Here is a 14,460-nt window from a genome sequence, read left to right as displayed (position 1 = left end):
GCATGAACCCGTCAACCAAGGTTGGCACCTACCAGAGCGGGCCGGTCAACCGCCGCGCGTTTCCACCAGCACCGGGCACGGTGCGTGGTCCAGCGTCCACTGCGCGACCGAGCTGTCGAGCAGGCGCTGCAGCCGCGACAGGTGGCGATGGCCGATGACGATCAGATCGGCGCCCAGCTCGCGGGCCTGGGCGCTGATCACTTCGCCCGGGTCCCCGGCCGGCAGCAGCGAGCGCGCATCCACGCCGCGTTCGCGCAGCTGCGCCGTGGCGTCCTGCAGCAGGCCTTCGGCCTTGGCCCGCTGGCGGGCGGCCGCCGGGTACTCGCGGCGGTCGGCGTCGCTGGCGTCAGCGGGCAGGGCGAACTCGGGATCGAGCACACACAGCAGGTGTACAAGGCTGCGCGGCCCGGCGACGTGGGCGACCAGGTCCAGCAGCGGGTCGTGCTGGCGGCCGCCATCGAGGGCGACCAGCAGGGTGGTGAACATGGGGAGGACTCCTTGGCAGGCGGTGATGGTCGCCCATGCCGCAGCGCGCACCCATGCCGTGCGGCGCAGGCAATGCGTGCAGTGGATGCAATCGACTTCGGGCTGGAGTGTCGTAGAGTCATTCCAATTGTTGGAGACCGCCATGCCCCTGCCCGACCTGAACCTGCTGCTGGCCCTGGACGTCCTGCTGGACGAAGGCAGTGTCGCCGGGGCTGCGCGGCGCATGAACCTGAGCGCGCCGGCGATGAGCCGCACCCTGGGGCGGATCCGCGAGGCGCTGGGCGACCCGGTGCTGGTGCGCGCCGGCCGCGGGCTGGCGCCGACCCCGCGCGCACTGGAGCTGCGCGAGCAGGTGCGTGATGTGATCGAGCAGGCGCACCGGGTGTTCAACGACGGTCGCGAAGTGGACATGCTGACCCTGGAGCACACCTTCAGCATCCGCGCCAACGACGTGTTCATCGGCAGCTACGGCGGCCGCCTGCGCGAGGTGTTCCGTCAGCAGGCACCCGGTTGCACCCTGCGCTTCATGCCCGAAGGCGATACCGACGATGACGCGATGGTGCAGGGGCGGATCGACCTGTACATCAGTACCGCCGGCAAGCACACGCAGGAAACCAAGGTGCAGAACCTGTTCACCACGGCATTGCTCGGCGCGGCGCGCGAGGATCATCCGCTGTTCGACGGGGATATCACCGCCGAACGGTTTGCCGCCTGCGATCACATTGCCGTCTCGCGGCGTGGCATCGCCCATGGGCCGATCGATGACGAACTGGCGCAGATGGGCCTGCGCCGACGGGTGGCGATGGTCATTCCCACCTTCCATGGCGCGATCTTTGCGGCGGCCGCTTCGGACCTGGTGCTGCCGCAGATGCCGAGCGTGATGCTCGATCGCATCACCTACATGGGGCTGCCACTGCGCATGTTCCCGCTGCCGGTGTCGGTACGCACCGTGGCCCTGGTGCAGGCCTGGCACCCGCGCATGGACAACGACCCGGCGCACCGCTGGCTGCGCCGCGCGATCAAGAGCATGTGCGACGCCGACGCCCCGTAGAGTCGAGCTTGCTCGACTGCTTTGCCTGATCCCGCGCACGGCAGTCGAGCAAGCTCGACTCTACCAGGCACCGGCCCATCGATCCGGTCGATCAACGCATCATCCAACACTCTTGTATTCGTGCGTTGCACGCACGACTGGCATCGCACCCACGCCATTTTTCGCAGCAGTAGGCCTGCCTAGACTGCGCTCCCCACCTTCACGGAGCGCACGCCATGTCGCTTCACCTGCCGTGCGCTGCACGGATCGAGCCGCGCCGATGAGCGCGGTCACCTTGCCCAGCACGCCTGCCGCGCCCGTTCCCGCCGCCTTCGATCGCCGCATCGTGGTGGGCCTGTGCGGCGTACTGCTGGTCGTGCTGCTGTCGGGCTTCAACGAAAACGTCACCAAGGTCGCGCTGGCCGACATCCGCGGTGCGATGGGTTTCAGCGTGGATGAAGGCAATTGGATCACCGGCATCTACAGCGCCATGTCGGTCAGTGCGATGGCGTTCGCACCCTGGTGCGCGGTGACCTTCTCGTTGCGCCGCTTCGGCTTGGTGATGATCGCGGCCTTCATGCTGCTGTGCGTGTTGTGCCCGCTGGCGCCGAATCTGCCCTCGTTCCTGCTGCTGCGTGCGCTGCAGGGCCTGGCCGGCGGTGCGCTGCCGCCGCTGCTGATGAGCGTGGCGCTGCGCTTCCTGCCGCCGGGCATCAAGCTGTACGGCCTGGCCGGCTATGCGCTCACTGCAACGTTCGGGCCCAGCATGGGCACGCCCTTGGCGGCGCTGTGGGTCGAGCATGCGGGGTGGCAGTTCGCGTTCTGGCAGATCGTGCCGTTCTGCGTGGCCGGCATGCTGATGGTGGGCTGGGGCTTGCCGCAGGACCCGCTGCGGCTGGAACGCTTTGCCCAGTTCAACGGCGTGGGCCTGGCCCTTGGGTTTCCGGCGCTGGTGATGCTGGTGCTGGGGCTGACCCAGGGCGCGCGCCTGGGCTGGTTCGATTCGCCGCTGATCACCGCGTTGCTGGGCGGCGGCGCGGGCCTGCTGGTGCTGTTCTTCGTCAACGAATGGTTCCACCCGCTGCCATTCTTCAAGCTGCAGTTGCTGGCCCATCGCAACCTCAGCTATGCGCTGGTGACCTGCATGGGCGTGCTGTTCGTGCTGCTGGCGGTGATCTCCATCCCGTCTGGCTTCCTGGCCAGTGTGCAGGGCTACCGTCCGCTGCAGACTGCACCTATGTTGCTGTGGGTGGCGCTGCCACAGGCGCTCGCATTGCCCCTGGTGGCCACCCTGATGAACCAGCGTGCGGTGGATTGCCGCTGGGTGCAGGCGGCCGGACTGCTGCTGCTGGCAGTGGCGTGCCTGCTGGGCGCGCAGCTGGATGTGCAATGGAACCGCGACAACTTCCTGTGGGTGCAGCTGCTGCAGGTAGTGGCGCAGCCGATGGCGGTGCTGCCGTTGCTGCTGCTGGCCACCACCGGCCTGGCGCCGCAGGACGGCCCGTATGCCTCGGCCTGGTTCAACACCGTCAAAGGCTTCTCTGCAGTGTTCGCCGGGGGCGTGCTCGATGCGGTCGGGCAGTCTCGGCGCCACTTCCATTCCACCGCGCTGGTCGACCACCTGGGCAACCAGCCGTGGCTGCCGGCCGGTGCCGATCTGCCCGCGCGCCTGCATGCCCAAGTGCAGGCGCTGACCTCGGCGGACCTGTACTGGCTGGTCGCACTGGTGGCCCTGGGCTGCCTGCCGCTGCTGCCGTGCGCCACCCGCGTCCATCCGCCACGTGCCGTGGCCTGACCCCTTTTGCAAGGAACCCCCATGACCGTCAACAAGACAACCCTCAACGCCGGCCTGGCCCTGGGCGTGCTGGCCTTGGCCATCGGCGGCTGGCTGCTGCTGCGCGATGGCCGCTACCAGCGCACCGACAACGCCTATGTCAATGCGGATTTCACCGTGGTTGCGCCGAAAGTGGCCGGCTTCGTCAGCAGCGTCGAGGTGCAGGACAACCAGACAGTGAAAGCCGGCGACGTGCTGGCCCGCATCGACGACCGCGACTACCAGGTGGCGCTGCAGGCCGCACGCGCCGACCTGGCCAATGCGCGTGCACAGCTGGCCAATGCCCAGGCGGCGCTGGCCCAGCAGGGCTCGCTGATCGAACAGGCGCGGGCCAGCGTGGACGTCAGCCAATCCGAACTGACCCTGGCCCGTGCCGATCAGCAGCGCTACCGTGCACTGGCCAGTGACGGCGCCGGTACGGTGCAGAACGCGCAGCAGGCGGAGTCAAAGCAGGCCGTGGCCCGTGCCCACCTGCAGCAGGGCCAGGCCGCGTTGAGCACCGCCCGCCAACGCACCGACATCCTGGCCGCGGGCGTGCAGGCCGCGCAGGCGGCAGTGCAGCGTGCCGAAGCGGCGCAGGCACGTGCCGAGCTGGACCTTTCGCATACCGAACTGAGGGCGCCGATTGATGGCGTGGTCGGCCGGCGTGCGGTACGCGTGGGTGCCTACCTGACCCCGGGGACCGCGGTGGCGGCCGTGGTGCCGCTGCAGCGTGCCTTCGTGGTCGCCAATTTCCAGGAAACGCAGATGACCCGCATGCACGCGGGGCAGCCGGTGGAACTGACCGTGGATGTGTTTCCCAGCACCTCGCTGCGTGGACACGTCGACAGCATCGCACCCGCCACCGGCGTGACGTTCGCTGCGGTCGCGCCGGAGAACGCCACCGGCAACTTCACCAAGGTGGTGCAGCGCATTCCGGTGAAGATCGTGCTGGAACCGGGCCAGCCGCTGTTGGACCAGCTGCGTGCCGGGATGTCCGTGGAAGCCCGCGTGGACCTGCAGGGCGGGGAGGGCGCATGAGCGCGCGGAATGTGAAGCAGGCCCTGGCCAGCGCGTCGCTGTGCGTGGCACTGGCGGCCTGCACGATGGGCCCGGATTTCGTACGCCCGCAGGCTGCGCTGCCGGCACAGTGGCAGGGCGATGCGGTGGCCACCACGGCCATCGACGATGACGCAGCCTGGTGGGCCGGTTTCGATGATCCGCTGCTGGGGCAGCTGGCCCAGCAGGTGCTGCAGTCCAACCTGGATCAGCAGCTGGCCGCCAATCGCGTGCAGCAGAGCCGGGCGGCACGTGGCATCAGTGCCGCCGATCGCCTGCCGTCGGTGGCGGCCACGGCCAGCGGCGTGCGCGCGCGCAACAGCGAAGTGGGCCTGAGCGATCCTTCCGGTAATGCCGGGCGCGATGACTACGGCCTGTTTCAGGCCGGCATCGGCCTGAGCTGGGAACTGGATCTATGGGGCCGCGTGCGCCGCCAGGTGGAGGCGGCCGACGCGCGCGTGCAGATGGCCGAAGAAGATGCGCATGCGGTGCGCATCGCGCTGTTGGCTGAAACCGCACGCAGCTACCTGCAGTTGCGCGCGACTTCGCAGTTGCTGGCGATCACCGAGCACAACCTGGGCATTGCCGCCGACATTCAGCGGCTGACCGAAGCACGCCAGCGGCAAGGCGTCGCCACGACCCTGCAGGTGTCGAGTGCGGCAGCACAGGTTGCCGCACTGCAGGCGCGCATCGCCCCGCTGCGGCACCGCCAGTCACAGCTGCGCAATGCACTGGCATTGCTGCTGGCCAGGCCGCCGCAGGCGCTGGATACCCTGCTGCAGGACGCGCGTGCCGACTGGCCGGCATTGCCTGCCGTTGCGGTGGGCCTGCCCAGTGAACTGGCCGAACGCCGCCCGGACATCCGCCGTGCCGAAGCGGCGTTGCATGCGGCCACGGCGAACATCGGCGTGGCCAAGGCCAGCTTCCTGCCGCGTATCACCTTGAACGGCGATGCCGGGTTCCAGGCAAAACAGCTTGATGACCTGGACGGATGGGATGCCCACCGCTTCAGCATCGGCCCGTCGATCAGCCTACCGATCTTCCAGGGCGGGCGGTTGCAGGCCAATCTGGCGCTCAGCCGCCTGCAGCAACAGCAATCGGCGCTGCAGTTCCAGCGCACGGTGCTGCAGGCCTGGCATGAAGTGGGCGATGCCATCGATGGCTACGCCGCCGAACAGCAGCGCAGCACGCAGCTGCAGGTGGCGGTGGCGCAGAGCGAAACCGCGCTGGGTGCCGCGCGCCGCCAGTACCAGGCCGGCGTGGTGGATATGCTGGATGTGTTGAGTACCCAGCGCATCGCGCTGGACAACCAGGCTGCGCTGGCCAACAGCCAGGCCACGGCCGCCATCGCCCGGGTGGAGCTGTACCGCGCGCTGGGCGGTGGCTGGTAGCGCGTGGCCAGAGCCGGGCATGAACCCGGTAGTGGCCAACCTTGGTTGGCCGTCGTTTCCGATGAGTGCCAACCAAGGTTGGCACCTACCAGAGCGGTGCATGAACCCGGAAGTGCCAACCAAGGTTGGCACCTACCAGAGCGGCGCGCTGCTTAGCGCACGTCGCGCAGTTCCCAATGGTGGCCGGCCAGCAGGCGCAGGCGCTGCTTGAACACATCGCTGTCGATGCGGGTGGTCGCCACCAGGTTGATGCGCAGGTCCTTCTGTTCGCCGGTCACCGTGGCGTCCGGGTCGGTCACGCCCCACTGCGGCTCCACCGCATCGGGATCCGGCTGCTTGGCCTTCCAGCGTTCGAACAGGGTGCCCGTGCGCAGCGCGTCCTGCAGTTCTTCGGCGAAACCGCCGGCGCTCTGCGAGTGGAAGGACAGGTCGGGGTCGTTGCCGCGGGCCTTGGACGGGTCGGGCAGGCTGATGTGGTACTGCGCAGGCATGAGGGTTCTCCTTCAGAGGTGGCAAGGCTGGCACAGTGGCGGTGCAATGCGCGTGTAGGCGCGGCCCGTCAATCGAAGGCGTGCGGGCCGTCGGCGAAGCCCACCGTCACCGCGCCCTTGCCCACGTTCACCATGCCGGTCAGGCTCATCACCGCTTCGTACACGGCCACGCCGTGCGCGGCACAGGTTTCCTTCAGCGCCGCATAGCCGGGCAGGGCACGCAGTTCGTCCAGTTCACCGCCGTAGCTCACGCACACCGTGGGGGTCATCAGGCCGGCACGCACGCGCTTGCCGACCACGCCGAACAGCTTCTGCACCGCATTGTCGAAGCCCTTGATCTTGGCCACCGGGCCGGTTTCGCCGCGGTACCCGTGCAGCACCGGCTTGATGTCCAGTGCGCTGCCCAGCGCGGCGCTGATCAGGCCCACGCTGCGGTCGCCCTTGTGCCGGGCGCGTGCGCGCATGTAGTACAGATCGCGGGTGACCATGTAGCCATGCACGTTGCCAGCCAGCGCTTCCAGCCGCTCGCGGATCTGCTGCACGCTGGCGCCGCTGTCGCGCAGGCGCACCGCTTCGATGGCGGTGACCGCCTGCGCGGCGAACAGGTTCTGGGTGTCCAGCACGCGCAGCGCGAACGGCGAATTGAAGCCCGCCGCCTGCCGCACCGGTTTGTAGTCGTTGAGGATGGCGAAGCTGGCCTGCAGCGCGTTGTCGTGGATCGGGCTGCGGGTCTTGGTGATGGTCATGCAGAACACGTGGTCGTAATCGATCACCAGCTGCTGCAGGAACAGATCGCGGATCTGGTTCACGCTGAAGGGAATGGTTTCCGCTTCGGCACCGTGCTCGGCCACGTGCGCGTGCAGGAAGCTGAGCGTGGCCTGCTCATCACGGTGGTCGGCCAGCACCGCTTCGCCAATGCGCACGGTGATCGGCAGCAGCACGATGTTGTGCGCGGCAATGAAGTCCTGCGGCAGATCGCAGGCCGAATCGACGACGATTCCGATGCGCATCCGGCTCCCCCTCCAGGGCGGTTGTAGGTTCGGAAAGTGTGAAAACTATCTCAAAACCAAGCCGGGCGCGCGAGGGAATTACGCCATGCCTGTTCAGCGATTGCGCTGTACCGCCACTGGAAGCGTTATCACGTGCTGCCATTCCGGCTGCTGCAGCAGGCCGGGGTCGGCCAGCACCGCGGCCATCATCGGATGCGCGTCGTTGCCCCAGAACAGTTCGCCGTCGATGGACAGGGTCGGCACGCCGAACACGCCGGCGTCGATGGCCGCGTCGGTGTTGCGGCGCAGCTGTTCCTTGATGGCCGGGTCAGCCAGGGCGGCTTCCACGTCATCCACGCCCAGCCGCTGCGCCGGTTCGCGCAGGGCCTGGGCGCTGTCGGCGCTGTTGCCGTCGCGCCAGATCCAGTCGAACAGCACATCCACCGCCTGCGCGCTGCCACCGGCGGCCAGGCACAGGCGCAGCACGGCCAGCGGGTTGAACGGATGCCCCGGCGGAAAGCGCAGCGGCGTGCCTTCGGCCTGCGCGGTCCACAGCAGCTGGCGGTAGATGAAGCGGCGCTTGGCCGGAATCTCGGCCGGCCCCAGGTTGCCCAGGTGGTGCAGGATCGCGCCGAAGGCAATCGGCACCGGCTGGATGCGGGTGAACTGCGGCAACTGCTTCAGCTTCTGCCAATGCAGGTAGGAATAGGGCGAAACGAAGTCGAAGTACCAGCGCAGGGTGGCCATCGGCGTTATCTCGGTCGGTCAGGGCGGGGTGGTGCGCTGCAGGTAGCGGTCACGCAGTTCGGTCTGGCGCGAGCGCATGGGCATGGCGCGGCCGCCCAGCCAGACCTGCTCGGCATAGTGGGCCACATCCAGCGGGTCGCCTTCCCACAGCACCAGGTCGGCGCGCTTGCCCGGTTCGATGCTGCCGATCTGGTCGGCCACGCCCAGCACCTGCGCCGGTACCCGGGTCAGGCCGGCCAGGCCATCGGCCCAGGGCAGGCCGTTGGCCACCGCATTGCCGGCCAGCTGGCGCATCTTGCGCGCGTTGTGCGAAGCGTCTTCGCGCTGGGCGAAGGCCACCGGCACGCCGGCACGCTGCAGGCGCGCGGCGTTTTCCAGGCTGGCGCCGATCTGGTCGAAGGTGCTGGGCAGGTTGCCCAGCGCATCCACGAACACCGGCACCTGCGCAGCGGCCAGTTCCGGCGCCAGCTGCCAGGCTTCGGCACCGCCGGCAATGGCGATCTTCACCTTCTCGCGCGCGGCCCAGCGCAGCAGTTGGCGGATGTCGGCGGCGCGGTCCACCTCCACCACGATGCGGCCCTGGCCCCCCAGGTAGCGGGCCAGCGTGCGCCGCCCGGCCGGGGTCAGCAGCGCATGCGGTGAATCGGCCGGGACCTGGCCGCGGGCCTCGTCCACCATCTGCTGCAGCAGCATCCACTGGGCGGCACGCGACTGCCCGGTCAACTCGGCTGCGGCCGCACCCAGGCGCAGGTACAAGGCACGTGGGCCGATCGGGTCGGCACTGCCGTCCAACCGCACCACGCCGCCCTGGCCGGCCACGAAGCCACCGCCGGTATGCGCGCCCAGCGCGGTGAAGCCGATGCCATCCAGGCGTGCCACCGGCACCAGCACCGAGGCCGGGTTGTAGGCCAGGGTGACGTCGAATTCCGGGCGCAGCGGCTGCTCGCCGATCTTCAATGTGCTGTCCACCGTGCTCGATTCACCGGACACTTCCTCGATGCCGATCTCGGTGATGCCGCCGAACAGGGCCGGGGTCAGTGGGCGACCATTGGCCTCCACCACCGTTACCCCGGCCGGCGCGGCCAAGCCCGGCCCGACCGCGCGGATCAGCCCGCCCTGTACCAGCACGTCGCTGTTCTGCAGGCTGCCGCGCGCGCCGGCGGTATGCACCGTGGCATTGCGCACCAGCAGGTCCTGCGCCGACGCCGTACCGGCCAGCAGCAGCAACAGCGCGGCGGTAGCGCCGGGCCATGGCCGGCGGCGTTTGTTCAACATGCCCATCAGCGCACCTCCTGGCCAAGCTGGAAATCAGAACGCGGCGTGGCCTCGGGCACGCTGCGGTCATACAAGCGCCGCCCATCGATGAACACCTTTTCGGCCAGGGCATAGGAACTGAAGGGGTTGCCATTCCACACCACCACATCGGCCATCTTGCCGGCCTCCAGGGTGCCGGTCTGGCCCTCGATGCCCAGTGCCTTGGCCGCGTTGGCGGTCATCCAGGTGATCGCCCGTTCGGGTGCGATCGCCGGCATCTGCGCGCGCCGCGCGGCGGCGATCACTTTGGCCGCTTCCTGGTTCAAGCGCTGGATGCCTTCGGGGGAATCGGAATGGACGATGGCGCAGCTGTTCTGCGGCCGGTCCACCAGCGCGATGTTCTCGGCAATGCCATCGAAGGCTTCCATCTTGAAGCCCCACCAGTCGGCCCACAGCGCGCCGCAGACGCCGTCGGCGGCCAGGCGGTCGGCCAGCTTGTAGGCTTCCACGCCGTGGTGGAAGGCGGCGACCTTGAAGCCGAATTCCTTGGCCAGGTCGAGCATGGTGGCCATTTCGTCGGCGCGATAGCAGTGGATGTGCACGCGGATGTCGCCCTGGATCGCCCCGGCCAGCGTGTCCAGCTTCAGATCGCGCTTGCCGCCGGCATCACCGGCGCTGTCGCCCTTGTCGCTGCCGAACCAGCCCTTGCGCTTGGCCGGCTTCGGGCTGTTCTTGGCGATGTAGTCGGCGGCATCGATGAAGGCGGCGCGGTAGCCGGCCACGTTGCCCATGCGGGTGCCGGGGGCCACGCCCTTGCCGCCGCCGTAGACGCGCTTGGGGTTTTCGCCGCAGGCCATCTTCAGGCCCCACGGCGCACCGGGGAATTTCATCGCCTGGTAGGTGGTGGCGGGCACGTTCTTCAGCACCACGCCGCGCCCGCCCACCAGATTGGCCGAACCGGGCAGCACCTGCATGCTGGTCACGCCACCGGCCAGCGCGGCCTGGAAGCCGGGGTCCTGCGGCCACACCGAATGCTCGGCCCAGACGTTGGCGGTAACCGGTGCGGTCATCTCGTTTCCATCGCTGTGCGCGCCCACGCCGGGGCTGGGGTAGACGCCCAGGTGCGAATGCACGTCGATCAGGCCGGGGGTGACCCACTTGCCCTGCGCATCGATGCGGGTGACGCCCGCATCGGCCTGCAGCTGCGGGCCGACCGCCACGATGCGGCCATCGCGCAGCAGCACGTCGGCATTGTCCAGGCGCTGGCCGGTGCCGGTCAGCACGGTGGCGTTATGGATCAGCACCGGCGCGCCCGACTGGGCCCGGTAGGTGCTGGGGTAGGGGTCGGCCACGAAGCGCGACGCACCCACGGCCGGCGCCGAAGTCAACGAAACCAGCGCCAACCCTAGAGCAGCGCGCAACACCATCGAAGCCATGCAGATTCCCCAAACCCCCACGTGAATCCAGCGACGCTATCCGTCGTCGGTGCCACTTGCCAAGTGACGTTGGGCAGGGGCCGAGAAGAGCGGGGTAGGAATTTCCCTATACAGAAATTGTGAATCAAGCATTAATTTTTTGTGATGCCTGCCGCTACCACCCGGTGGGTTAGCGCGCGCTGATCCGCCGCGAGGGTGTTCTTTCCACTGCTCCATGACGGAGCTGCACCTGAAACATTCCATGGAATCAAGGACGTAACTGCAGATGACTGTCTCCCCGTCGTACCGTTCCACCGCTTCCCGCCGCTCCATCCTCCCCTCTCCCCTGGCTTCGGCCATCGTTGGCTCGCTGCTGATGGCCGCCGCCCTGCCGGCCCTGGCCCAGGACAGCAACGCAGACGCGCTGTTGCGTTACCAAGCGCAGCGCAGCCTGCAGGCCGCGTTTGCCGCCCCGGTCCTGACCGCTTCGCCGTCGCTGAAAATCACTGCCGCCGATGTGGAAGTCGATCCGGAACCCATCATGGGCACGCCGGGTGATGCCGCCAGCTGGCGCACCACCGAATTCAACAGCGACTGGGGCCTGCAGGCGATCAACGCCGATGTGGCCTACGCACGCGGCCTGACCGGCACCGGCATCCGCCTGGGCGTGTTCGACAGCGGCACCGGCCTGGACCACGACGAGTTCGCCGGCAAGGATCACCGCAGCATCCACTTGGCCGATGTGCTGGCCGATGGCAGCCTGTGCGCACGCGAAGTACTGGATGGCCCGGATGCCTGCTTCGCCAGCGACGGTGACCAGGTGGCCGTGTCCTACCAGGTGCTCGACCCGGACTACGCTGCGCTGCTGGAACGAAACGGCTTCTACGAAGGCCTGAGCTACAACGTGCACGGCACCCACGTGTCGGGCACCATCGCCGCCAACCGCGATGGCAATGGCACCCACGGCGTGGCCTTCGGCGCCGATCTGAGCGTGGCCCGCCTGTTCTCCAACAGCGCCACCTACCTGTCGGTGGTGAACATCGGCGGCAACCTGTACCTGGACGAGCAGACCATCGCCGCCATCCAGGCTGATGATTCGATCTACCCGCAGCTGTACGCGCAGATGAACGAACAGGGCGTGCGCGCGATCAACCACAGCTGGGGCCTGGCCAACGAGCCGACCACCGCTGAAGACCTGGACCTGTACCAGTCGCACCCGGTGTTCGCCGCCAGTCTGGCGGCGATGGCCGAAGGTTCGCGCAGCAGCGGCCTGATCCAGGTCTGGGCCGCCGGCAACACCGATGCGCCCAACACCTCGCCGGAAGAAGCACCGATCGCTGGCATGTATGCCTCGCTGCCGCGTGCCATCGCCGACATCGAGCCGTACTGGCTGGCCGTGGTCAACGTCAATGAAGACCTGGAGCTGAGCAACCGCTCGATGCGCTGTGGCCTGGCGGCGAACTGGTGCCTTGCCGCGCCGGGTTCGAACATCAACTCGACCGTGTACGGTCCGGATTCGGTGATCGAAGGCGATTTCTACGATGACAACGGCAACCTGGTGGTGGACATCATCAGCCAGACCCCGTCGTCCGATTACCAGGAACTGAGCGGCACCTCCATGGCCGCCCCGCACGTCACCGGCGCGCTGGGCCTGCTGTTCGAGCGCTTCCCGTACCTGGACAGCGCGCAGGTGCGCGACGTGCTGCTGACCACCGCCACCGACCTGGGCGCCGAAGGCGTGGACGATGTCTACGGCTGGGGCCTGATGAACCTGGCCAAGGCCGTGGAAGGCTACGGCTCGCTGCGCGTGGACACCGACGTGGTAATGAACCAGAAGGCCGGCGGCCTGAAGGTGTGGGAAGGCGATGCATGGGACGACTGGACCAATGACATCGGCGGCCCGGGCAAGCTGACCAAGAGCGGCATCGGCTGGCTGCGCCTGAGCGGCGACAACAGCTTCAATGGCGCGGTGGTGCGCGAAGGCGTGCTGGAACTGGACGGCGTGAACACGCTGACCAGCGCCGTGGACGTGACCGGCGGTACCTTCCTGCTCAACGGCACCCTGCAGAACACCGCGCTGAACAGCCTGGGCGGCAACAGCCGCATCACCACCACCGGCGTGCTGGACGGCTCGGACCTGACCGTCACCGGCGGCGTGGTGTCGTTCAACGGCGTGCAGACCGGCGGCAGCACCTTCGTCGGTGAAAAGGGCACGCTGAAGGGCGTGGGCCAGCTGGGTGACACCACCGTGGCCGGCATCATCGCCCCGGGCAACTCCATCGGTACGCTCACCATCAACGGTGACTACGTGCAGACCGCCACCGGCGTGTACCAGGCCGAAGTGGCCCCGGGCAGCCGCAGCGACCAGCTGCACGTGACCGGTACCGCCACCCTGGGCGGCACCCTGGTGGCGCTGCCGGAACCGGGCATCTACTACCTGGGCGAGCAGTTCAACTTCATCCAGGCCGACGGCGGCGTGAACGGTCAGTTCGCCACCACCGATTTCAGCGCCTTCTCGCCCTTCATGCAGTTCAGCCTGGCCTACACCGCCGCTGGCGCGCGCATTGAAGTGACCCGCGGCAACGCGCTGGCCACCTCGGCCACCACCGCCAACCAGCTGGCCGTGGCCACCGTGGCCGACGGCCTGGCGGTCAACCAGGGCCTGCCGCGTCCGCTGACCATGCTGTTCCCGGAACAGGTGGGCAGCGCACTGGACAGCCTGAGCGGCGAACTGCACGCCGCCACCAGCGTGGCCCTGCTGGAAAGCAGCCGCTACGTGCGTGATGCCGCGCTGGCCCGCCGTGCCGGTGCCGCTGCACCGGGTGCCGAAGGCGGCGACGCCACCGGCGTGTGGGTGCAGGCCCTGGCCGGCAGCACCACCCTGGACGGCAACACCAACACCGCCCGCACCGAAGCCAACAGCAACGGCCTGCTGGTCGGTGCCGACCGCGAGTTCGGCGGCTGGCAGGTGGGCGTGCTGGCCGGTACCGGCCGCACCGACGTGAAGCAGGGCGAAGGCCGCCGTGCCAAGTCGAAGGTGGACAACACCCACTTCGGCGCCTACGCCAGCCACAACTGGGGCGGTTTCGGCCTGCGTGGCGGCCTGGCCTGGAGCGAACACGAGGTGGACAGCACCCGTGAGCTGGCGTTCGCCGGTTACAGCGACACCCTGAGCGCCCGTTACGACGCGCGTACCCGCCAGGCCTTCATCGAAGCGGCCTACCGCTTCGGCGGCCGCGAGGCCGGCCTGGAGCCGTACCTGCAGGTGGCCCGCGTGGAAGTGGACACCAAGCACGTGAACGAGCGTGGCGGTGCCGCGGCCCTGCAGGGTTCGGTGGATGAGGTGCGCACCACCCTGGCCACGGCCGGCGTGCGCTTCGACAAGGGCCTGAAGGCCTCGTTCCAGCAGGACAGCTGGCTGCACGTGCGTGGCGCGGTGGCCTACCGCCACGCCAGCGGCGACCGCAACCCGGCGGCCCGCCTGGGCTTTGCCAGCGGCGGTGACAGCTTCGTGGTCAACGGTGCGCCCATCGCCGACAGCGCGGTGGTGGCCGAACTGGGCCTGTCGGCCTGGCTGACCGCCAAGCAGCAGCTGGAACTGGGCTACAGCGGCCAGTTCGGCGACGAAAGCCGCGACCACGGTGCCAACCTGCGCTGGTCGGTGCGCTTCTAAGCCACCGGTTCCCGCAGGGAAACCAGAGGGGGGCGGCCGCAGGGCCGCCCCCTTTCTTTGTGTGGCAGGGCAGGTGCAGCGTTGCCTACAATGGCCCCCCCTGCAGCACCGG

General features: G+C 68.5%; 11 protein-coding genes. 5 read left to right on the top strand and 6 right to left on the bottom strand.

What is annotated here, in order from left to right; genetic code table 11:
- Window positions 1-45: 45 nt before the first annotated feature.
- Window positions 46-486 carry a universal stress protein gene (locus C1930_RS16715; RefSeq protein ID WP_108772228.1) on the bottom strand — a complete coding sequence of 147 codons (441 nt, stop codon included), beginning with the start codon at window positions 484-486 and terminating at the stop codon, window positions 46-48.
- 142 nt (window positions 487-628) lie between these two features.
- Between C1930_RS16715 and C1930_RS16710 the strand changes: the two genes are divergently transcribed.
- The 4 genes from C1930_RS16710 to C1930_RS16695 all read left to right on the top strand — a co-directional run bounded on the left by C1930_RS16710 (window position 629) and on the right by C1930_RS16695 (window position 5,779).
- Window positions 629-1,537: a LysR family transcriptional regulator gene (locus C1930_RS16710; protein WP_108754876.1), complete on the top strand. Its 909-nt coding sequence runs from the start codon at window positions 629-631 to the stop codon at window positions 1,535-1,537.
- A 259-nt stretch (window positions 1,538-1,796) separates the two neighbouring features.
- Window positions 1,797-3,311, top strand: coding sequence for an MFS transporter (locus C1930_RS16705; protein ID WP_108772227.1), 1,515 nt, complete (start codon window positions 1,797-1,799; stop codon window positions 3,309-3,311).
- A 21-nt stretch (window positions 3,312-3,332) separates the two neighbouring features.
- Window positions 3,333-4,370, top strand: a complete 1,038-nt coding sequence (locus C1930_RS16700) for an HlyD family secretion protein (RefSeq protein ID WP_108772226.1) — start codon at window positions 3,333-3,335, stop codon at window positions 4,368-4,370.
- Window positions 4,367-5,779 carry an efflux transporter outer membrane subunit gene (locus tag C1930_RS16695; RefSeq protein WP_108772225.1) on the top strand — a complete coding sequence of 471 codons (1,413 nt, stop codon included), beginning with the start codon at window positions 4,367-4,369 and terminating at the stop codon, window positions 5,777-5,779. The genes C1930_RS16700 and C1930_RS16695 overlap by 4 nt, the downstream gene beginning before the upstream one ends.
- Window positions 5,780-5,931: 152 nt before the next feature.
- Here the strand turns inward: C1930_RS16695 and C1930_RS16690 are convergent, their stop codons facing one another.
- The 5 genes from C1930_RS16690 to C1930_RS16670 form a co-directional block, all read right to left on the bottom strand.
- On the bottom strand, window positions 5,932-6,270 hold the full coding sequence (locus C1930_RS16690; protein WP_108757130.1) for a hypothetical protein: 339 nt from the start codon (window positions 6,268-6,270) through the stop codon (window positions 5,932-5,934).
- Between the two features lie 68 nt (window positions 6,271-6,338).
- The gene (locus tag C1930_RS16685; RefSeq protein ID WP_108750563.1) at window positions 6,339-7,280 is read right to left on the bottom strand and encodes a DegV family protein; all 942 of its coding nucleotides are present in this window, start codon (window positions 7,278-7,280) and stop codon (window positions 6,339-6,341) included.
- A 93-nt stretch (window positions 7,281-7,373) separates the two neighbouring features.
- Window positions 7,374-8,006, bottom strand: coding sequence for a 2-hydroxychromene-2-carboxylate isomerase (locus C1930_RS16680; RefSeq protein WP_108757129.1), 633 nt, complete (start codon window positions 8,004-8,006; stop codon window positions 7,374-7,376).
- Window positions 8,007-8,024: 18 nt separating this feature from the next.
- A complete protein-coding gene (locus C1930_RS16675) occupies window positions 8,025-9,287 on the bottom strand; it encodes an amidohydrolase family protein (protein ID WP_108757128.1) in 1,263 nt (420 codons plus the stop codon).
- Window positions 9,287-10,696: an amidohydrolase gene (locus tag C1930_RS16670; RefSeq protein ID WP_108772224.1), complete on the bottom strand. Its 1,410-nt coding sequence runs from the start codon at window positions 10,694-10,696 to the stop codon at window positions 9,287-9,289. Before C1930_RS16670 ends, C1930_RS16675 begins: the two co-directional genes overlap by 1 nt.
- A gap of 265 nt (window positions 10,697-10,961) precedes the next feature.
- Here C1930_RS16670 and C1930_RS16665 point away from each other — a divergent pair, with 265 nt between their 5' ends.
- Window positions 10,962-14,348 carry an autotransporter serine protease gene (locus C1930_RS16665; protein WP_108772223.1) on the top strand — a complete coding sequence of 1,129 codons (3,387 nt, stop codon included), beginning with the start codon at window positions 10,962-10,964 and terminating at the stop codon, window positions 14,346-14,348.
- Window positions 14,349-14,460 lie beyond the last annotated feature (112 nt).

Source organism: Stenotrophomonas sp. SAU14A_NAIMI4_8, from assembly GCF_003086695.1.
Lineage (GTDB): Bacteria > Pseudomonadota > Gammaproteobacteria > Xanthomonadales > Xanthomonadaceae > Stenotrophomonas.
Note: the sequence above shows the minus strand (reverse complement) of the source record. Positions and strands in the feature narration are given on the sequence as shown.

What these genes read in the sequence shown, in the direction of transcription:
- C1930_RS16715 (WP_108772228.1), bottom strand. Translation starts at nt 486, where the DNA reads ATGTTCACCACCCTGCTGGTCGCCCTCGATGGCGGCCGCCAGCACGAC.
- C1930_RS16710 (WP_108754876.1), top strand. Translation starts at nt 629, where the DNA reads ATGCCCCTGCCCGACCTGAACCTGCTGCTGGCCCTGGACGTCCTGCTG.
- C1930_RS16705 (WP_108772227.1), top strand. Translation starts at nt 1,797, where the DNA reads ATGAGCGCGGTCACCTTGCCCAGCACGCCTGCCGCGCCCGTTCCCGCC.
- C1930_RS16700 (WP_108772226.1), top strand. Translation starts at nt 3,333, where the DNA reads ATGACCGTCAACAAGACAACCCTCAACGCCGGCCTGGCCCTGGGCGTG.
- C1930_RS16695 (WP_108772225.1), top strand. Translation starts at nt 4,367, where the DNA reads ATGAGCGCGCGGAATGTGAAGCAGGCCCTGGCCAGCGCGTCGCTGTGC.
- C1930_RS16690 (WP_108757130.1), bottom strand. Translation starts at nt 6,270, where the DNA reads ATGCCTGCGCAGTACCACATCAGCCTGCCCGACCCGTCCAAGGCCCGC.
- C1930_RS16685 (WP_108750563.1), bottom strand. Translation starts at nt 7,280, where the DNA reads ATGCGCATCGGAATCGTCGTCGATTCGGCCTGCGATCTGCCGCAGGAC.
- C1930_RS16680 (WP_108757129.1), bottom strand. Translation starts at nt 8,006, where the DNA reads ATGGCCACCCTGCGCTGGTACTTCGACTTCGTTTCGCCCTATTCCTAC.
- C1930_RS16675 (WP_108757128.1), bottom strand. Translation starts at nt 9,287, where the DNA reads ATGGGCATGTTGAACAAACGCCGCCGGCCATGGCCCGGCGCTACCGCC.
- C1930_RS16670 (WP_108772224.1), bottom strand. Translation starts at nt 10,696, where the DNA reads ATGGCTTCGATGGTGTTGCGCGCTGCTCTAGGGTTGGCGCTGGTTTCG.
- C1930_RS16665 (WP_108772223.1), top strand. Translation starts at nt 10,962, where the DNA reads ATGACTGTCTCCCCGTCGTACCGTTCCACCGCTTCCCGCCGCTCCATC.